Annotated in this window: 17 protein-coding genes and 1 pseudogene; 7 read left to right on the forward strand and 11 right to left on the reverse strand. The window is 57.8% G+C overall.

Translation table 11 applies throughout. The features are described 5' to 3' along the window. From Q669_RS11865 to Q669_RS11880, 4 genes and pseudogenes are all read left to right on the forward strand, one after another. Nucleotides 1-475, forward strand: a pseudogene (locus Q669_RS11865) (hypothetical protein); the annotation flags it as partial. A gap of 64 nt (nucleotides 476-539) precedes the next feature. Next, nucleotides 540-1,598, forward strand: a complete 1,059-nt coding sequence (locus tag Q669_RS11870) for a lysylphosphatidylglycerol synthase transmembrane domain-containing protein (RefSeq protein WP_022992415.1) — start codon at nucleotides 540-542, stop codon at nucleotides 1,596-1,598. Beyond that, nucleotides 1,595-3,826, forward strand: coding sequence for a glycosyltransferase (locus Q669_RS11875; protein ID WP_022992416.1), 2,232 nt, complete (start codon nucleotides 1,595-1,597; stop codon nucleotides 3,824-3,826). The genes Q669_RS11870 and Q669_RS11875 overlap by 4 nt, the downstream gene beginning before the upstream one ends. 87 nt (nucleotides 3,827-3,913) lie before the next feature. Further along, complete coding sequence (locus Q669_RS11880) at nucleotides 3,914-4,861, forward strand: YbgA family protein (RefSeq protein WP_036149654.1); 948 nt, start codon at nucleotides 3,914-3,916, stop codon at nucleotides 4,859-4,861. 66 nt (nucleotides 4,862-4,927) lie between these two features. Here the strand turns inward: Q669_RS11880 and Q669_RS11885 are convergent, their stop codons facing one another. From Q669_RS11885 to Q669_RS11895, 3 genes are all read right to left on the reverse strand, one after another. Next, entirely contained in the window at nucleotides 4,928-5,659 is a 732-nt protein-coding gene (locus Q669_RS11885; RefSeq protein WP_022992418.1) for a YdiY family protein, read from the reverse strand. A 23-nt stretch (nucleotides 5,660-5,682) separates the two neighbouring features. Continuing rightward, the gene (locus Q669_RS11890; RefSeq protein WP_011786454.1) at nucleotides 5,683-6,702 is read right to left on the reverse strand and encodes a rhodanese-related sulfurtransferase; all 1,020 of its coding nucleotides are present in this window, start codon (nucleotides 6,700-6,702) and stop codon (nucleotides 5,683-5,685) included. 122 nt (nucleotides 6,703-6,824) lie between these two features. Further along, on the reverse strand, nucleotides 6,825-7,553 hold the full coding sequence (locus Q669_RS11895; RefSeq protein WP_022992419.1) for a DsbA family protein: 729 nt from the start codon (nucleotides 7,551-7,553) through the stop codon (nucleotides 6,825-6,827). A gap of 123 nt (nucleotides 7,554-7,676) precedes the next feature. On the opposite strand from Q669_RS11895, the gene Q669_RS11900 reads away from it, so the two are divergent. Next, the gene (locus tag Q669_RS11900) at nucleotides 7,677-8,630 is read left to right on the forward strand and encodes an NAD(P)H-dependent flavin oxidoreductase (protein ID WP_022992420.1); all 954 of its coding nucleotides are present in this window, start codon (nucleotides 7,677-7,679) and stop codon (nucleotides 8,628-8,630) included. On the opposite strand, the gene Q669_RS11905 is transcribed toward Q669_RS11900, so the two are convergent. The 6 genes from Q669_RS11905 to Q669_RS11930 form a co-directional block, all read right to left on the reverse strand. Then, the gene (locus Q669_RS11905) at nucleotides 8,613-9,206 is read right to left on the reverse strand and encodes an ACP phosphodiesterase (RefSeq protein ID WP_031211900.1); all 594 of its coding nucleotides are present in this window, start codon (nucleotides 9,204-9,206) and stop codon (nucleotides 8,613-8,615) included. The genes Q669_RS11900 and Q669_RS11905 overlap by 18 nt on opposite strands. 3 nt (nucleotides 9,207-9,209) lie before the next feature. Beyond that, complete coding sequence (locus Q669_RS11910; RefSeq protein ID WP_036149650.1) at nucleotides 9,210-10,715, reverse strand: DUF5666 domain-containing protein; 1,506 nt, start codon at nucleotides 10,713-10,715, stop codon at nucleotides 9,210-9,212. A 39-nt stretch (nucleotides 10,716-10,754) separates the two neighbouring features. After that, nucleotides 10,755-11,156: a hypothetical protein gene (locus Q669_RS11915; RefSeq protein WP_022992423.1), complete on the reverse strand. Its 402-nt coding sequence runs from the start codon at nucleotides 11,154-11,156 to the stop codon at nucleotides 10,755-10,757. Continuing rightward, nucleotides 11,153-11,998, reverse strand: a complete 846-nt coding sequence (locus tag Q669_RS11920) for a DUF6502 family protein (RefSeq protein ID WP_022992424.1) — start codon at nucleotides 11,996-11,998, stop codon at nucleotides 11,153-11,155. Before Q669_RS11920 ends, Q669_RS11915 begins: the two co-directional genes overlap by 4 nt. Before the next feature lie 79 nt (nucleotides 11,999-12,077). Next, nucleotides 12,078-13,508, reverse strand: coding sequence for a DUF5666 domain-containing protein (locus tag Q669_RS11925; protein WP_022992425.1), 1,431 nt, complete (start codon nucleotides 13,506-13,508; stop codon nucleotides 12,078-12,080). 171 nt (nucleotides 13,509-13,679) lie between these two features. Continuing rightward, on the reverse strand, nucleotides 13,680-15,620 hold the full coding sequence (locus Q669_RS11930) for a methyl-accepting chemotaxis protein (RefSeq protein WP_022992426.1): 1,941 nt from the start codon (nucleotides 15,618-15,620) through the stop codon (nucleotides 13,680-13,682). A 183-nt stretch (nucleotides 15,621-15,803) separates the two neighbouring features. On the opposite strand from Q669_RS11930, the gene Q669_RS19530 reads away from it, so the two are divergent. After that, nucleotides 15,804-15,980, forward strand: coding sequence for a DUF6435 family protein (locus tag Q669_RS19530; protein WP_011786463.1), 177 nt, complete (start codon nucleotides 15,804-15,806; stop codon nucleotides 15,978-15,980). 33 nt (nucleotides 15,981-16,013) lie between these two features. Here Q669_RS19530 and Q669_RS11935 read toward each other — a convergent pair whose 3' ends face one another. After that, on the reverse strand, nucleotides 16,014-16,358 hold the full coding sequence (locus Q669_RS11935) for a chaperone modulator CbpM (protein WP_022992427.1): 345 nt from the start codon (nucleotides 16,356-16,358) through the stop codon (nucleotides 16,014-16,016). A gap of 11 nt (nucleotides 16,359-16,369) precedes the next feature. Next, entirely contained in the window at nucleotides 16,370-17,329 is a 960-nt protein-coding gene (locus Q669_RS11940) for a DnaJ C-terminal domain-containing protein (RefSeq protein WP_022992428.1), read from the reverse strand. A gap of 255 nt (nucleotides 17,330-17,584) precedes the next feature. Between Q669_RS11940 and Q669_RS11945 the strand changes: the two genes are divergently transcribed. Further along, complete coding sequence (locus Q669_RS11945; RefSeq protein ID WP_022992430.1) at nucleotides 17,585-18,358, forward strand: SGNH/GDSL hydrolase family protein; 774 nt, start codon at nucleotides 17,585-17,587, stop codon at nucleotides 18,356-18,358. Nucleotides 18,359-18,362 lie beyond the last annotated feature (4 nt).

An 18,362-nucleotide genomic window follows, 5' to 3' on the forward strand; every position in this document is an offset into this window, starting at 1 on the left:
GTTGAAGTCACGGATTCAGGTCTCAAACATCCTGCTGCAGGGCTACATCGGCCCCACCGATCTGGTTATCCGCAATAACGATGGCGCCACGCGCACCCTGGCCAATGGCAACGTGGTGTCCGGCTCCGAACTGCAGCTCGATACCCATTTCGAAATCAGCAACGGTAGCCTGAACTGGGACGCAGCCGACGTGATCCTGCTGTTCAACTTCGCCGCCGTTGGCATTGAAGGGCTACAGATTCATAACCGCCGTGGCGCGGATACCCTGGGGCACTTTGGTATGGCCCATGCCAAGGCCAACCTGTCCCGGGGCACCAGTGCCGCTTCTGGCAAAGAAGGCCTTTCTGTACACGATGTGGAATTCCGGGCTGATATCGATATGCCGGTATTCCGCATGGGTGACACCAGCATCGGCTCGGTCCAGTTCACAGACTTTGCCATCACCAACACCAATCTGATGGTTTACGGTCACTAAGCCAAACTGGACAAGCACTGCCCTGCACAGGGTACACTGCCCGCCACCAACAGACGGGCAGAGCATGACCAACAGTACTGACAGCAACTACCAGAAACGGACTTCCTGGCGACGGCTTACGGCCTTCGCCCTGTTGTTCCTGGTCATGACCGGCGCCGGCCTGTATGCGGTGTACGACCGCTTCGCCGGCCGCAGTTTCCAGTTCGACGATCGCCTGCTTTCTCCCACTCTGCTGTTGCCGGTCGCGGCCCTGCTGCTGATCTACTTCATGGCCGATGGTCTGCGCCTGCACTACACCCTCAAGGCGCTGGGGCACCGGCTGCCATTGCGCAAGATCTTCCGGCTGGTGTTCATTAATCTGTTTTTCTCCAACGTAACGCCCATGGCCACCGGGGGCGGGTTTGCCCAGATCTGGTATCTCACCCGCCATGGGGTGCCCGTGGCCCGCGCCACGGCGGCCACCACTATCCGCACGGTACTCGCGGTGGCGTTCATTTTCTCACTGACACCGGTCTTTCTATTGAGCCTGGAGGCCCTGGACGGCGGCATCTGGTCGTCCGGTATCGGCACCGCACTGGCGGTGTTTGTGTCGCTCTATCTGGGATTCTTTGCCGTGCTGCTGTTCCGGACACGCTGGATGATCCTGCCGTTGAGCGCTCTTGTCGCAGGCCTGCGCAAGGCACATCTGATCAACCACCGCCGGCACGACCGCTGGCAGTTCAAATTACGGCGGGAAATGCTGCGGTTTGCCCTGTGTTTCAGCGAATACCTCCGTGGCGCGCCACGGGACGTACTGCTGTCGGTAGTGTTCACCGCCGTGTTCCTGCTCAGCCTGTTCAGTTTTCCCGCCCTGCTGATTCACGGCCTGGGCTATGAGGTGGATTACCTGACCACTCTGGGCTTGCTGGTGGTAACCACCTTCATCATGTATTTCTCCCCCACTCCCGGGGCCTCTGGCATATCGGAAGGCGTGTTCGGCAGTTTCTTCCGGGATATCCTGTCGGGCAATCACCTGGTGCTGGTCACTATTGCCTGGCGTTTTCTCACTATCTACCTGGGCATGTTCATCGGTTTGCTGGTGATGCAGAGGGAACTGATCAAAAGCCACCGGAGGCCGGAATGATCCGTCGTAACCCGCTTAAACTGCTGTTCTATCTGTGCCTGGCCATTGTGGTGGCGCTAGTGGGCTACAAGGTGTACCTGAATTTCTTCAAACAGGACTTTGAGGCCCTGCACAGCGAGCAGGTTGAACGCATCCACCAACGCACTCCGCCAGGCTCCGGTATCCGTTTTGCGGTGGTGGGCAACATCAACAATTCCGTGGGCATCTTCGAGCGCCGGTTTATCCCGACCCTGAATCAGGCCGGTTTGGACTTTCTGGTGTCGTCCGGCAATGCCGTGAGCGGCGGTGGCGAGGATAAATACCGGGCACTGTATGGCACCCTGAGCCACCTGGACATTCCCTATCTGCTCACCTTCGGCCCGCACGAATACGAGAATTTTGGCAGCTTCCGGTTTTATGATCATTTCGGGCCCCATTTCTACAGTGTGCGGGCCGGTAATACCCGACTGATCTTCCTGGACAGCACCGGGAAAACGCCCTGGCGCTGGCAGATTCGCTGGCTCCGGGATCTTCTGGCCCACGACACCAGCAACGCACACATCCTGTTTATTGGCCACCCGCTTCTGCAACCGGAAACCCCAGCCCTGTTCGACGATGAAGACGACTACCTGCAACCTCCCGCCTTCCGGGAGGAGCTGCTGCAGCTGATTCGGGAGCAAGGCATCGACCTGGTGTTTTCGGCCAACCTGTCGCTTTTTGACGAGCAGATGGTGGATGGCACGCCCTACATCACCACCGGGGGTGCCGGCGGGCTGGTGCTGAATACGGAGGATAGCTTCTACCACTACGTGGACGTGCGGGTCTCTCCAGACGGCGACGTCAGCTATCAGATGGAGCGTCTGGAAGTGGGCCAGCATCCGGTCTGGAAGCGCCTGGAAAGCTTGTGGTTCTTTGTGTATTCCCTGTTCTACACCGGCTATCTGAACTTCATCCTGATCGTCTCGGTGTTTGTGGCACTGACCATCAAGCTTTACCAGATCATCTTCATCGGCAAGGACTACTACCCGGATTACGACCTGGACCCCACTCCGTGGCTCGAAAAGCCGTTGCGGGTCACCATGTTCACCAACAACTATCTGCCTTTCATCGGCGGGGTTCCGATTTCCATTGAACGGTTACGCCGTGGCCTGGAACATCTGGGAGATAGCACTCAGATTGTCGCGCCCCGGTATCGCGACCAGCCCAGTCATGAGGATGCGGTAGTACGGGTACCATCACTGCTGGCCATGGGCGAGAAACGGGAATTCCGTCTGGCCAACATTTTCCTGGCCCGTATCCGCAAGCAGGTGCGGGCCTTCCGGCCGGATGTGATTCACCTGCATCATCCGTTCTGGCTGGGTAGCCTGGGGCTGTTTATGGCCCGTCAGCTGCGTATTCCGGCCATCTATACCTATCACACCCGTCTGGAGCACTACGCTCACTTTGTCCCCCTGCCCGGGATGCTGTTCCGGAACCTGATTTCCCACGCTCTGATCAAACGCTTTGCCAACCGCTGCGATGGCGTGATCGTACCGACTTACTCCACCGAGGAATACCTGCGGATGATCGGGGTGACCACGCCCACCTTCGTACAACCCACCGGTATCGAGTACGAGCGCTTCCAGGCTGTGAAACCCGCAGACGTGGAGGCACTCCGGAAAAAACTGGGGCTGAGCAACGAGAAGGTCTTTATCAGCGTGGCCCGGCTTTCCAACGAGAAGAACATCGACTTCATGATCGAAGCCATCGACCGGCTGCGGCAGGAAAGCGACGTGCCATTCCGGTTTCTGATGATCGGCGATGGCCACCAGAGGGACCGGCTACAGAAGAAAATTGACAGCCTGGAGCTGGGCTCTCACTTTACCCTGGTGGGCGCGGTTCAGCCGGAGGAGATGGCGCTCTGGTACAACCTTGGCGATGCCTTCCTGTTCGCCTCCAAATCCGAGACCCAGGGCATGGTCATTCTGGAAGCCATGTCTGCCGGGCTGCCGGTGGTAGCGGTTCGCTCCAGCGGCATTGAAGATGTGGTTCGGGACGGCCTGAACGGCTACAAGACTCCGGAGAACCAGGCCCGCTGGATTGAGAAAGCCCAACGGCTGCTTGAGGACGACAAACTGCGCACCGAGCTGTCGGACAAAGCCCGGGCCTTTGCCGAGGATTATTCCATCGAGCAATTTGCCCGGGATGTCCGGGGCATTTACGCGACCAGCCTGGCTGCCCGGGAGAAACGCAACAAAACGTCTTCATGAGTACCTTGGGTGCATTGCTCTGATCGGTTTACACTGAATGAACGTAAGCGGTATCAGTAACGTCACTTTTGTGTATTGGAGAAGCCTGTGAGCGGTATACCGGTTGGCATCAGCACTTGCCTGTTGGGCAAGGAAGTTCGGCACGACGGCGGCCACAAACACTCCCGCTACTGTACCCAGGTGCTGGCAAAGCACTTCGAGTTCCGCTCTATCTGCCCGGAACTTGAAGCCGGCCTTGGCGTTCCCCGCCCCGCCATTCATCTGCGGGAGCATGAAGACGGTGTTCATCTGGTGGAAAGCAAGGGCAGCAAAGACCACACCGAAGGCATGCAGAACTTCATTGCCGAGGTGCTACCCTCGCTGGCCAACCTTCGCGGCTACATCCTGATGGCGAAATCGCCCAGTTGCGGCATGGAACGCATCAAGATTCACAACGCCGAAGGCAGTTTCATGCACAGGGATGGCCGCGGTATGTTCGCCGAGGCGCTGATGAAAGCCTACCCGCTGATGCCGGTGGAAGAGGAAGGCCGCCTGCACGATGACATGCTGCGGGAAAACTTCATTGAACGGGTATTTGCGTACGACGACTGGATGCAGAACGTGGCAGGCGAAAACCTGACCAAGCAGGCGCTGATTGATTTCCACACCCGCCACAAGTTCACGCTGCTGGCCCATTCAGAAAAGATCTACCGGCAACTGGGCCCGATGCTGGGCGACCTCAAATCCGAACCTCTGGAACAGATTGCCGATCGCTACATCCATCAGTTCATGGAAGCCATGACCCAACGGGTAAGCCGTGGCTCGCATGTGAATGCGATGCAGCATCTGCTGGGTTTTCTGAAAGAAAGCATGTCGGCCGAGGAAAAAACCGTGCTGCTGGAGCAGATCGAGGCCTATCGGCGTGGTGAGATACCTCTGGTGGTGCCCATGACGCTGCTGCGCCTGGCCCAACGCAAGGAACCGGTAGACTACCTCCACTCCCAGAAATACCTGACGCCCTACCCGGACGAACTGGGCCTGAGAAATAACGTGTAACCCCAAAAACAAACGGGGCAGAGGATTCTTCCCCTGCCCCGTTTTTGTTTGTGGCTACCGGGTGTGTCAGAACCCGTACAGCAACGACAATGACGTTTCTGTGTCGGTCTTGTCAGTACCGGCGGGCGCATCGGATACATGCTTTACCCGGAACGCCGCTTTCATCGACAGCGAACCCACGATACTCGTTTGCAGGGACGTTTCGGACTGGCTGATGGTGTTGTTCTCATCCAGTCCGATTTCGGTACTGAGCTTCTGCCGGAACAGGGCGGTGTCGGATAAGGCGTAGTCGAAATGGGCGGCTAATCTTGCGATCGCTTCCTTTTCGGCGTCGTCGCCATCGTCATTCACCTCCTCAAGCTTGTTATACCGATAACCCAAGCCTCCAGAAAGGTCGAGGAACGATCGCTCTCCCACCTGCCAGACTCGGTTTCCGTAACCAGTGCTCAAGGTAGACTCGAAGTCGTAACCGGAGAAACGATCGTCTTCCCAGGAACCTCTGACAAACCAGTATTGTTGCTCATCGAACTTGTAGTCGGATTCCAGCGCAGCCTGATATTCCTCTGCGGTGGTTTCGTCGTCAGCTTCGGTGTACCGGGAACTGAACTCGCCGGTATTCCGCCACATCGTTGTCTCATGTTTGAGAGCCAGCCGACCATTCACCTTGGTTTCTTCGGTGTTGCCAGAGGTCAGCAAAATGCCAAGCTCAGCCTCACCTTCGACGTTGCCGCTTTCCTGGGCCCAGGCCACGGGGGCCACCACCAGGCAGGCAACCGCCAGGGGTTTTCTGATCAACATACTGTCTCCTTACTCAGGGGCTGTTAATTCACAGCAGACTTACGCTGCTTTTCCCCCTCCAGACTCCTGCGCGCCTGTGCTTCCCGTTCGGCCTTCTTGCGGGCCTTTCGCTCAGCAATAATGCGTGCGGCCTCGCCGCCGACGTGTTCTTCTCCCCGCTCACGGGCCAGGCGCATCTGGCGCTCACGCTCCTTGAAACGGGCTTTCTGTTCTTCGGTCAGGCTGTCGATGCACTGGTGGCAACTGACACCCTGTTCGTATTCCGGGCGCTGCTTGTCGGCCTCGGTAATCGGCCGGCGACAGGCGTGGCACTGGTCGTATTCGCCACGTTCCAGGTTGTGATTCACCGTTACCCGGTCGTCAAATACGAAACACTCACCCTGCCACAGACTCTGCTCCTGAGGAACCTCTTCCAGGTACTTCAGGATGCCGCCCTTGAGGTGATACACCTCTTCGAAGCCCTGCTCTTTCAGATAAGCCGTAGACTTCTCGCAGCGGATACCGCCGGTGCAGAACATGGCGACTTTCTTGTGCTTCTGCGGGTCGAGGTTCTGCTTCACATACTCAGGAAACTCGCGGAAGGTGTCAGTGGCCGGATTGACGGCGTTTTTGAAAGTGCCGATCTCGACTTCGTACTGGTTACGGGTGTCGACCAGGACAACGTCCGGATCAGAGATCAGGTCGTTCCATTGTTGCGGCTCCACGTAGGTGCCGACAATCCGCTTGGGATCGATGCCATCGACGCCCATGGTGACGATTTCTTTCTTGAGTTTGACCTTGGTGCGTTTGAACGGCTGGATATCGACGAAGGATTCTTTGTAGTCGATGCCGTTGAAGCGGTCGTCTTTGCCAATCCACGCTTTCACAGCGTCGATGCCTTCTCGGCTGCCGGCGATGGTTCCGTTGATGCCTTCGCGGGCCAGCAGCAGGGTGCCGTGCACGCCTTTTTCCAGCATCAGGTTCAGCAAGGGCTGGCGTAGATCTTTGTAATCATTGAGGACTGCGAACTTGTAGAGTGCGCAGACGACGATTTCGTTGCTCATGGTTTTCTCCTGCGGGCCGGATCGTAAATCCGGAGCATGATTTGATATTTGTCACGGCCGGTGGGCGCGAGGGGGCAAAGTTTAATCAACCAGGCCCCCGATGCAAGTTGCGGATGGCCGCATTACTCCGCTTTGGCCAACTCCCGTTCTACAACCGCCGACAACTGGCCCCAGCCGGGCCGTGTCAACTGGATGTTGTCGACCATGACCGTGGGTGTGCTGGCGACCCGGAGCTGGACAGCCACTTGCAGGCTCTGTTCGACAGCTTCCCGGTGCAATTCGGTTTCCATGCAACGACGGAAGCGGCGTTCTTCCAGGCCGAGGTCACTGGCGTAGCGGGTGAAGGTGGCCGTCGGATCGTTGGAACCACTCCAGTCCAACTGGGAACCGTAGAGTTTGTCGTGCATGGCCCAGTACTGGTCCTGATCACCCGCACAACGGGCGGCCAGGGCGGCGGGCATGGCGTTCTGATGCTGGCGCAGAGGCAGGTCGAAATAGACGAAACGGACTTTACCGGACTCCACATATTCTTTCTTGAGGCGCTGGCTGGCTTCGGCGAAGCGGGCGCAGGCCGGGCACTGGTAGTCGGCGAACTCGCGGACGACAACCGGCGCGTCTTCGTTGCCAACGGAGACGCCGTACTGGTCGACAATGGCCGGGAATTCGTCGGCGTTGGGGGCCGCCACGGGAAGTGCCTCGGAGCTGGGTGCCGGTGGTTTGGTGACGAAATACAGGCCGGCAATGACGGCCACCCCGATCACCAGTGACAGGACGATGATCAGTGATTTGCGGCCCTGCGTGTTGCGTGGCGAGGGGGCGCCGGTCTGTTTACGTCGTTTTGCTTCACCCATGACGGGCTCCTTGTCTGGAGGTTAATAACACACTATCTCAGAAAACCGGTTTCGCGGCTCTGCGGGAACAGGCTAAGATCCCCCATAGCTTGAGAAAGTTCCAATAAAAATCAAGGACTCAACATGCCAATTCCCGCACAGCTCCAAAATCAGCTTCGTCTTCCGTTAATTGCCGCCCCCATGTTTCTGATTTCCTCACCCCGCCTGGCCCTTGCCTGTTGCAAAGCCGGCATCGTGGGCAGTTTTCCAGCCCTGAACCAGCGCAGCAGTGAGGGTTTCGAGCAATGGCTGGTGCAGATGAATGACGAGCTGGCGCAGCAACCAAGCGCGACAACCGCGCCCTATGCCGTGAATCTGGTGGTGCACCGCACCAACCCGCGCTGGCAAGCGGATCTTGAACTGTGCGTAAAGCATCAGGTGCCAATTGTCATTACCTCCCTGGGCGCGGCCAGCCAGGTGGTGGAAGCCGTGCACAGTTACGGCGGGCTGGTATTCCACGATGTCACCAATCAGAAACACGCCCGCAAGGCGGCAGAAGCCGGGGTGGATGGCATCATTGCGGTCAGCGCCGGCGCCGGTGGCCATGCCGGTACCACCAACCCGTTTGTACTGGTGCATGAAATCCGTGAGGTGTTCGATGGCACCATTTTGCTGGCCGGCGGTTTGTCGCACGGAGAGGATCTGTTGGCAGCCCAGGCGCTGGGGGCAGATCTGGCCTATATGGGCACACGGTTTATCAATACCGAGGAATCCGAGGCAGAGGATGCCTATCGGAACATGATCATCGAAGCCGTATCAGCGGATATCATCCATACCCCGGCGGTGTCCGGTGTACCGGCCAGCTTTATGCGCCAGAGCCTGGAGGCCGCTGGCTTTGATATGCAGAAGCTGAACCAGGCCGGCGATGTGAATTACGGCGAGAAGCTCAAGCCCATGGACGATGAGGCCAAGGCCTGGAAGACCGTCTGGTCCGCCGGTCAGGGTGTGAGCCAGATTCATGATGTGGTGTCGGTTGAGGCGTTGGTTCAGCGATTGGAAGAGGAATATCAGCAGGCCCGTTCACGCCTGATGGGATGATTCCGGATAGCGGTTGGCGAAGGCCTGAAGTTCCGGAAAGAAGGCCAGAAAATGTTCCTCCAGTTCCGATTCATTGGCCCGGATTTCGTCGATGATGCCGGTAAACCGGTTGGCAAAGCGGATTCGGCTGGCCACGCGATCGAGGGCATAGCCGATGTTGTCCAGATCCTGATAGGCGCCAAACCAGTCATGCTCGACCATGCGACGGGTCACCACCGCCATGTTGTCGGGCATCAGCGCCTGGTGGCTTTGCAGTTCCTGGTATACGGTCCGGATAAAGGTATTTTTGTCCCAGTCACTGAACTGTTCCCAGTGCCGGAGCAGAAAGTGGTCGTAGAGGATATCCAGAGCCACGCCGGCAAAGCGCCGGCGCTCCCTTGAGAACAGGCTTTTACTGGCCAGCACCTGCGGATGCTGATCGGTGAATACATCAACCGCCAGGTGGTGCCGCACGCCTGCAAGCACCGGCGACGGCACATGATCCCAGTCCAGTCCCCGGGTGAAATCCCCGAGGATACTGCCCACTCTCGCCTCCGGTGAGTCCGGTGCGAGGAAGGTGTGGGCGAGGTGGTTCATGGCTCAGTCTTCGCTTTCCAGTTCGATTTCATCGGCCACGAAGTTGCCCGGTGTTGGCTCACGATACTCTACTTCAAGTACCGGCCGCTGCCCGGCATCGAAGGCATCAATCAACTCGTCGCGGCTGGTGCCTTCAAACTGGGTATCTATCGTGGTTTGCACATCAATTCCCAGTACCGTGAACACAGCCCCCTGCACGTGCGTGAGCTGACCCTGGCTTTCATATTCACGATCCGCCGCTGGCCCATTGTCTTCCTCATTGCGCTCAACCTTTATCGCTTCAAGCACAACGCCAGAGCCGGACTGCCGCTCAATCCCTTCCACTTCCAACTTATAACTGCCGTTCAGGTCCGCCAGTTTCAGACGCAGATCGCTGTCATCGTCGGTGATGATCGTCCGTGGCGTGAGCTGCACCAACACACCACCAACCCGGAAGGTCTGGTCGTTGAAGTTGAGCGTGTTGACGTCGAGGACACCGTCTACTGAGGCGTTGCCCTCCCGAGCTTCAATTTCTTCAGCCAGTACGGAGCCATTGTCCTGGAAATCCCCCTCAACCTGTATCAGCATGCCGGCGGTCAGATCCGAGGCCGACAAACCATCATCAAACTCGGTGTCGTCGTCGACAAAGACGGTCAGGCCGTTGATGCGGAAGGATCGGTTCGATGCGTTGTAGTCGGTGCTCACGGGGCCTGAGAACTCAATGTCATCGCCGGAGCCCCGACGGTAGCGACGGGTTTCGCCTTCGTCGATTTCCCGGGCAATCAATACGCCATTGGAGATCGTACCTTCGGCCTCCACCAGCAGAAGATTCGCCAGATCGGCTTCCGTCAGCGACCCGGCGAACGCGCTGTCAGTGTACGAGACCAACTGCCCGTTAATGCTGAACTGATTCAGATTCAGCTGCAATGAACCCTCGTCGATGCGGCCTTCAATCTCTACGTTGGTTTCATCCTGCGTCATCAAACCAATGTGGCTTGCCCGGTACCGACCGTTGGGGTCCGGCTCACGCCAGCCACTGATGCGCACGAAAGCGCCGTCTGCCAGGGTTTCAAGCGCAATGTCCTTGAACACCGTCTGCTGGTCGGCAACCACAGTCTGCTTATAGATGGTGAACTGCACCGATTCGACCATACCGTCGGCATCCAGGGTCTGAATCAGATTGTCCACACGCCCGCGGAAGGTATCGTCGTACTCGACCGACTCCGCATTCCCCCGGCCATCAACCCGCCACTCGCCTTCGATCCTCAGGATCATGCCTTCCTGTAACTGGTCTTCACGCTCAATGCCGTCATCACTGCTGACGCGACCATCCGTCTCAAACTTCACGCCATTGACGAAGACGCTGCCGAAACCGGAAACCGGCCCAACACTGGAGCCAGTGCCTCGGATGCCGCCGTCGGCAACGTCGACTCCACCACCGCCACCGCCGCCGCAGGCACTCAACACGCCGAGTGCGATCGGTGCGGCGGCCAGTTTCAGCATTCTGTGAAGCGTTACTGCTCTGAACATTGTTCTCTCCTGCAGGCCATCCGGGCCCGCCACTGATTGTCAGCTGTCGTTGTGGCGTCGTCGTAGCTTGTCGATGTCAACAAAATCATCGTAATTGCCCAGGCTCAGTGAACCGGTAGCACCCCAGGGAGCATAAGCGCTTCTCTTTAACAGAACGTGACCGCTCTCCAGGGTTTCCACAATGCCCTTTCGAAGCAGTTCCGCAAGCACGACCGAAGGCACCAGGTTTGGGTTGGCGATTTGCACCAGGTCAACAAAGGAATGGGGTTCATGGGGCGTTGCAAGCACCACCTTCGGGTGTTTCTGCTCATCCAGGAAATGCTCGGAACTCAGCCAGTATCTCACCACCTGACGGGCACCCGGCGAAAGCAGCATGCTGACCAGTTCGGTGGTTTGCCAGCGCGGGGGTTGTCCGGTCGGGACATTAAGAGCCATCATCATTCGTCTCCGCTCTTGTTCGTCTGAACCGGCTCTTCAAAATAGAAAATGCTGACGCCGGTCCGTACCGATTCGCCGCCCTCCTGGCCGGATACTCCCCGGTCGTGAGGCCCTAACCAGCTGTCCAGATCTTCCAGCAGGGCCTGGGACTGCCTTGCGGCTTGTTCACGCCACGCAGCGATCACCTCTGGTGGTATTTCATTATAGGTCAGGGTGCGCTGGAACAGCGGCTCACGCCCGACATCCCGACTCACCAGATTGTGATCAATAGTGGCTACAAGATCAGATACGTCCTCTCCGAAGATCTGGAGCATTTCTTCGCTGTCTCCGGCCGGCACATACGCCCGCTGTTTCAAGATCAGGAACCCAGTATCCGGCTCAACCGCGACTACCCCAACCCGCTGGAGCTCATCCAGTACCGCTCTGGGAGTCATATCGCCACTGTATTTTCGAACCAGCTCACTGAAGCTCCCGGCGCCCTCGAATGCCAGCACCGCGGGCTGTCCATTCGCTGCCTGATAGGTCTCATCGTGCACCCATCCGGACACCACACGCGACGCGCGATTTGCATGAGAGGTTCGTTCACTGACCGGGCTTTGCCCCGCCAATATCTCTCGTTGTTTTCGCACTTCTTTGCGGGTAAGGCCTGTCATCACTGCCGCTCTGGAATCGGTTGGTTTGCGGCGCCCGTCAGAGAAATCCTCCAACGCAGCCTCCACATACGCCCTTTTCACCAGCTCAGAGAACTCGCCGAACGGAACGCCATTGCGCAACAGCAGTCTGGCCATCGGGCGCAAAATGCGGAACAGCGCTTGGTGCAGGGGATTGGATTTGGCATCAGTCATGTTTGGGATTGTATTCCCATCTTGCCCCGGAAAACCAGACACAGGTTGCGGTATCCCCCGCAACCTGTGTCCTTCGACCTCAGTTTTCGGGGTTTGCGGTCAACACATACTCTCCGCCGTTGGTCTGGTCGTACTCAACCTCGGCTTCATCACCAACCTGAAGACCCGCAACGCTGAAGCCATTCAGCAGGATTTCAAGATTCATCACCGTCACCGACGTATCGGAAACGGCATCGATTCTGGCCTCCAGCTCAAAGTTATCATCTTCGTCGCTGTCTTCCCGCTCAATGGTGAAGGCTTCAAGGTGATCAGTACGCTGACGACCTTCAACCTCAACATAGTCCCCAACGCTGAAGGCGTTGATGTCATCAACACGATTACGCAGGTCGTTATCGCTGTCATCGTCGTCGATCAGGGTATTTGCGGTGAGTTGAACGCGAACGCCACTGACCACCAGCAATTCACTGTCCAGATCGATCTGCTGGATGATGCCGTCCAGTTCCGCATCGCCTTCCCGGCCTTCCACTTCTTCCGCCAGCAGAGTGTTGTTGCGGAAATCACCCTCGACTTTCACGAACACGCCATCCTGAAGGCTGCCCTCGCTGATGTCGTCAAACTCAGTCTCAGCATTCAGCTGAACCAGCACGCCATTAATCCGGAAGGTGCGGGCAGACGCATCGAAATCGTAGATATCACCGGAAATTTCAACGTCATCGTTGTCGTCAAACAGGTCGTCCTCATCATCAATTTCCTCGGCAAGCAGGACATCGCCGTCTGCGTTGAGCTGACCTTCCACCTCAACCGCAAGCCCGTTCTCCAGTTGGTCCAGACTGAAGTCGTCATCCGCGACTGCGCTGGTGTAATCCACTGTGAAACCGTTGATGGTGAAGGTCTGCAACTGCGCATCCAGGTTCTGGACCACGCCTTCAAGTTCAGCTTCATTCACATCGTCAAAATCCGAGCCCAGCAGACGCGCACCCACGAAGCTGGCCCGGAAACTGCCGTCATCCAGCCGCCAGCCGCTTACCCGAACCCGATAGTTGGCAGGCGCGGCCGCAAGCTCAACCGGTGTGGCTCCGCGGAATACCGTCTGGTTGTTAAGCACAACCACCTGCCCCAGCAACTCCAACTGACCGGTGCTGGCGGTGGCATCCCAGGTTGCCGCAACCAGTGGTCCCCTCAGGGTATCGTCATAGAACACAGCGTCGGCCTGGCCCTGGCCCCGCTCGTCCCAGTCACCTTTGATTTTCAGCACCATGCCTTTTTCAAGCTGGCCCTCACGTTCGATGCCGTCGTCACTGCTAACGCTGCCATCGGTCGCAAACCGGGTTCCGTTGACATACACGCTACCAAAACCGGTCACCGCACCAACGCTGGTGCCCTCGGCATTGCCACTCGCACCCACTGAACCGGAGGAGCCGGAGCCACCGCCACCACAGGCGGCCAGACCGCCGGCCAAGGTACCAACCAGAACCAAGTTGATCGCTTTTGAAAGTCCGTTGCGCTTCATCTTCCTTCTCCCGACTGATTTGACAGAATCCGGCGCGTTTTTTTCAGCGCCACAATAATTGGGATATTTTTCCCAAATGATCAAATGGGAAAATAATCCCAAATTTTGGATTTGTCCAGTCAGGAATGATGACAATTTCGTGAATCGTTTCTGGAAACGTGTCCGGGTCTGCTAAACCCGGAACTGGGATGCCTTTGTTTGCAGGGCCGACAGGGTGCTTGCAATCTCACCGCTGGCCTCGTCCGAATGCGTTATGGAATCAACGGTTTCCCGTGAGGAATCGGCAATTTCACGCACGCTGACGCTGACTTCGCTGGCGTGCCCACTCTGATCTTCCGCCACCCCGGAGATCTCAAGGGCCCGCTGCTGAAGGCTGGCCAGCAGTTGGTTAATGCGGTCGAAGTGCTCGTCGGCCCGGTGGAACTCCGTTGAGGATTCCGCGACCTGACCGGACACATCGTTAATGGTGCTGACGGCCTGACGACTGCCTTGCTGCAACCTTTCGATAATGGCCTGAATCTCGGTGGTCGACTCCTGGGTTCGGCTGGCCAGAGTGCGCACTTCATCAGCCACCACCGCAAACCCTCGACCGGACTCGCCAGCCCGCGCCGCTTCGATGGCGGCGTTCAGTGCCAGCAGGTTGGTCTGCTCCGCGATAGCTCCGATCACGGACAGTACCGAGCCAATCTCTTTACTCTGGGTATCCAACTGATTGACCGCCGCGACCGCTTGCTCAACGTTCCGCACGACGCTGTCGAGACGATCACGCACTTCACGGGAGATCTCCGCTGTGGCCGCACTTTCGGCGCTGACATTCCGGACTTCGCCGGCGATATCCTGCACATCACCGGCGACTTCGGAAATGCTGCGCGACATCATCTCCATAGTGCCGGAAACCTGGGCGACACCCTGCTCCTGACGATTCACCGCGGCCACAGCGCGGCGACTGATATCCCGCTGGGCCTGCGCCTGGCCGGCGGCGGACTCTGCCGACGCCTTGACGTCTGAGACCAGTTCCTGGATCCGAGCAATAAACCGGTTTACTCCGTGCCCCATTTCGGTCAGTTCGTCATTGCCTTTAAGGGAGACTCTCCGGGTGAGATCGGCTTCGCCATCGGCAATCCCCCAGATCGCCTGGCTAAGGCGGTAAACCCTGGGCAGTACGCCGCCGCCCAGCACCAGGGCCACAAGCACAACCAGGGTTACGACCGACACCACCGCCAGAAGCGACAGCTTGGTGGACAGACTTTCGGCTTCGTCATTCAACGCCTGCACGGTGTTATTCATGCTCGTGCGGGTTTCTGTGTCCATGGCTGCGAGCTGCTGTTGTAACCGCTGGTTCACTTGCTCTGTTTCGGAGCCCAGTGTTTCCCGGAGTGCATCAATACTGCCCGCAATGGTTGCTCCGAATTCCGCCTCGAGCTGAGTCAGGTCACGATTGATGCCCTCAAGCGACAACCCAAGTTTCAGCTCTCCAATAGCCGAACCCTGTGGCGCAATATCCGCGCTGATGATCACCACATCGGGATCCCGGCTGGCAGCATCCAGGACCCGATTTGCAGCACCACGACCTTCCCCCTGCTCCATAAGAGTGCGAACACGATCGTCCGTGCGATCCACATAGCGGGTCAGACGTTCACCGTACTGATCGTAGTAAATCGCAAACAGAACAGACTCTCTGGCATCGGCCAGTTCCACCAGATCGGTCAGGCGGGGGATGTCACGATCCCAGATCAGAGGCGCAGCGACGGCAGCCAGCACCTCGGCAAGCCCCTGGGCTTCCGCCATAACGGCTGTACGAACATTACCGGCCACACGCTCCTGCTGCTCGGTCTGCTGGCGGGTGAGTTCCGCGGAAAGTTCGTCGGTGGTTTTCTGGCGCATGCGCTCAAGCCGGCCCCGGACATCTTCCCGGGTTTCACCAAACGAGGCGCTGACATTATTGCTGCTGGCTTCCAGCGCGGTGCCTGCGGTTTCGACCAGCCGCTCAACCTGGTTCGATATCAACCATTGGCTGACAACGACCTGTATCAGGCCAGCAACCAGAAGCACAATGAACACCGGCCGCAACAGACGACTGGTCACGAGGTGTTTGAAAAAACGTATGGACATAGGGACTCCGCTAGTGTTCGCGCGCAAAGCATCCTGCACACCGACAGCCGGCTCCCTGCCGAGTTTCTGTCTTTATGTATAGCAAAAGGCGGGCCTATGTGGGCAGCAATCCAGGTTCTGGAGTGAACTACGCCGGCCCGACAGCGTATATGCTGGAACACTGAACAAGAGGAGAAGCCAGCCATGCTGGGATTTCTGAAGGGCGACCCGAAGAAAAAACTGCAGAAAGCCTATGAGGAAAAGCTCGCCAAGGCGCTGCATGCACAGCGTAATGGCGATTTGCGTAGTCACGGCACGCTGATGGAGGAGGCGGAAAAGATTTACGCCGAAATACAGGCACTGGAAAAGTCCGGGCGCTGAAACAGGCGTTCAGCCCCCGGGACAATAATACGCCTACTCGCCCATCAGTTGACGAATGCGCTGGTTCAGACGGTCCACCTCCCGCCGCATGTCCTGGACTTCGTCCAGCAGCTCCAGCGACATCGCCAGCCCGGGCAGGTTGAGTTTGAGATCCCGCTGCAGGCGCAGCGCTTTCCGCAGACGACTCAGAGCGGCCACGTCAAATTGCCACTGGCGCATTTCCGGCACCTCGTCCAGCGGCGAGATGACTCCATAATCCACCAGTTTGATCACAAACTCTGCATGGCAGTCCCCACGTTCGCAGATTTCCCGAAGCGAGAAGGTGCTGCCATCGGTGTCGGTGACTTCCACCGTCAGAATCCGGTCTTTGCTCGTCATGTTCGCCTCCCTCACACGTGCAGCTTGCTGCGCGGATTAAAGCCTTTCTCCAGCTCAGCCAGCTTCTCGTAGAGTGCTTCAGCTTCCGCCGTGTGCTGTTCCGGCATGGCCACTTGCAGTACCACAATCTGGTCGCCCGGATGTTTACCCGGGAAGCCTTTGCCCTTGAGCCGGAGTTTGCGCCCGCTGGTGGCCCCCTTCGGCACCTTCACATTCACCTTTCCGCTCACCGTTGGCACTGTGACCGTTGCCCCCAAGGCGGCTTCCCACGGCGAAATGGGCACAGTAACCAGCACATCCCGGCCCTCAATACTGAAGTGCGGGTGGGGCGCCAGTTCCACTTCGATAAACAGATCGCCAGGCTCACCTCCACCAATTCCGGGTGCGCCCTGGCCCTTCAGCCGGATATGCTGCCCTTCCCGCATGCCCGCAGGGATTTTTACTTTCAGGGTTTTCTGGCGTGGTATCAGGCGGCCATGCTCATCGGGTTCATGAACCGTGAACGACACCTGTTTCTCGCAACCGTTAAAGGCCTCTTCAAGAAACAGGGCCAGCCGGGCATGCACATCCTCGCCCCGCATTCTCATGCTCTGGCGAAAACCGCCACCCCCGAAGCCTCCACGCCGGCCGCCGCCGAAGATTTCCTCAAAAAAATCGCTGAACTGACGAGCGTCGGCCTCTGTGTATCCTCCGCCGCCAAAGCCGGAGGCACTCTGCCAGCCCGGTGGCGGCTGGAATGAACCATCGTCTCGGGTACCGTACTTGCGCAACTGGTCGTACTCGGCCCGTTTCTCGGGGTCCTTCAGTACTTCATACGCTTCGCCCACATCTTTAAAACGGTCGCTCGCATCGGCCTCTTTGCTGACATCCGGGTGGTATTTCCGCGCCAGCTTACGGTAGGCCTTTTTGATTTCCTCGGGCGTGGCAGACTCACTCACACCGAGGACGGCGTAATAGTCTTTGAAATCCATGGCGCTCCTCGCATCTGAGCAAATAGGTTTCTCTGACTACCTATATTTGACGCTGATGGAAAAAATACAAGCCAGTGCTGACCGCCACTTGAGACAGGTCAAGCACTGAGAGGCGGTTCACAATGACCGACTGATGGCCGGATCTGACAACTGCGAAGCCTCTTCTCCCATTCTGCAAACCGGCGCCTATGGACGATATTGAAAGGGCAGTACCCATAGACGGACCGTCTATCCCTTACACAAGGAGTTCAAACAATGACAATTAATGAACACCGTTCGTTCCTGCCCGATCTCCTGGGCAAAACCCTCAAACCAGCCATGGCACTTGGCGCGGCACTGCTGTTTACCGGCTGCAGCGAACTCGGCTATCTGCTCAGTAACGACAAGGTGACCGACGCCGATAACGACCAGGTCGTTTTCGTTGGCGATTCCATCTTTGCCCTCTCCGGTGAAATCCAGAATCAGCTGGAAGCCAAAGCCGGCGAGACTTTCCGGCGCTACACGGTCTCCGGTGCAGAGCTGTCCGGTGAGCTGATTGCCCCGTCTATTCCCAATCAGTTCCGGGAAGCCGTCACAGACAACCCGGATATCAAAACCATTGTCGGTGATGCCGGCGGGAACGATATTCTGATTCCGGCGATTGCCTTCAACTCCAACAACTGCAAGACGCCCTGGTGGCGCTTCGGGCGCCTGAGCCAGCAATGCCGTGATTTCATCGATGATATCTATGTGGAAGGCGTGGATTTCCTGAACGAGATGGCGGAAGCCGGCGTTCAGAAGGGCATTCTTACCGGCTACTACTACACCAAGAACGGCCTGTTCCGGCTGGATGACATGAAAGAGGCGGTGGACTACGGCAATGCCACACTGGCCCGGGCCTGTGAAAACTCGGTACTGGACTGCACATTTGTGGATCCGCGCTGGGTTATCAACGACCGCGACATCATCTTTGATGGTATCCACCCGGCGGATAGCGGTTCGAAAAAGATCGCTGATCTGATCTGGCCGAAACTGCAACCGCTCCTCTGAGCCC

Origin of the sequence: Marinobacter sp. C1S70 (assembly GCF_000475355.1) — a bacterium.
Taxonomy (GTDB): Bacteria; Pseudomonadota; Gammaproteobacteria; order Pseudomonadales; family Oleiphilaceae; genus Marinobacter; species Marinobacter nauticus.

Excerpts from the sequence above, each read along its gene's own strand:
- Q669_RS11895 (WP_022992419.1), bottom strand. The coding sequence starts at position 7,553 with ATGGGTGAAGCAAAACGACGTAAACAGACCGGCGCCCCCTCGCCACGC.
- Q669_RS11875 (WP_022992416.1), top strand. The coding sequence starts at position 1,595 with ATGATCCGTCGTAACCCGCTTAAACTGCTGTTCTATCTGTGCCTGGCC.
- Q669_RS11945 (WP_022992430.1), top strand. The coding sequence starts at position 17,585 with ATGACAATTAATGAACACCGTTCGTTCCTGCCCGATCTCCTGGGCAAA.
- Q669_RS11910 (WP_036149650.1), bottom strand. The coding sequence starts at position 10,715 with ATGTTCAGAGCAGTAACGCTTCACAGAATGCTGAAACTGGCCGCCGCA.
- Q669_RS11885 (WP_022992418.1), bottom strand. The coding sequence starts at position 5,659 with ATGTTGATCAGAAAACCCCTGGCGGTTGCCTGCCTGGTGGTGGCCCCC.
- Q669_RS11940 (WP_022992428.1), bottom strand. The coding sequence starts at position 17,329 with ATGGATTTCAAAGACTATTACGCCGTCCTCGGTGTGAGTGAGTCTGCC.
- Q669_RS11890 (WP_011786454.1), bottom strand. The coding sequence starts at position 6,702 with ATGAGCAACGAAATCGTCGTCTGCGCACTCTACAAGTTCGCAGTCCTC.
- Q669_RS11870 (WP_022992415.1), top strand. The coding sequence starts at position 540 with ATGACCAACAGTACTGACAGCAACTACCAGAAACGGACTTCCTGGCGA.
- Q669_RS11935 (WP_022992427.1), bottom strand. The coding sequence starts at position 16,358 with ATGACGAGCAAAGACCGGATTCTGACGGTGGAAGTCACCGACACCGAT.
- Q669_RS11905 (WP_031211900.1), bottom strand. The coding sequence starts at position 9,206 with ATGAACCACCTCGCCCACACCTTCCTCGCACCGGACTCACCGGAGGCG.
- Q669_RS11920 (WP_022992424.1), bottom strand. The coding sequence starts at position 11,998 with ATGACTGATGCCAAATCCAATCCCCTGCACCAAGCGCTGTTCCGCATT.
- Q669_RS11900 (WP_022992420.1), top strand. The coding sequence starts at position 7,677 with ATGCCAATTCCCGCACAGCTCCAAAATCAGCTTCGTCTTCCGTTAATT.
- Q669_RS11925 (WP_022992425.1), bottom strand. The coding sequence starts at position 13,508 with ATGAAGCGCAACGGACTTTCAAAAGCGATCAACTTGGTTCTGGTTGGT.
- Q669_RS11930 (WP_022992426.1), bottom strand. The coding sequence starts at position 15,620 with ATGTCCATACGTTTTTTCAAACACCTCGTGACCAGTCGTCTGTTGCGG.
- Q669_RS19530 (WP_011786463.1), top strand. The coding sequence starts at position 15,804 with ATGCTGGGATTTCTGAAGGGCGACCCGAAGAAAAAACTGCAGAAAGCC.
- Q669_RS11915 (WP_022992423.1), bottom strand. The coding sequence starts at position 11,156 with ATGATGATGGCTCTTAATGTCCCGACCGGACAACCCCCGCGCTGGCAA.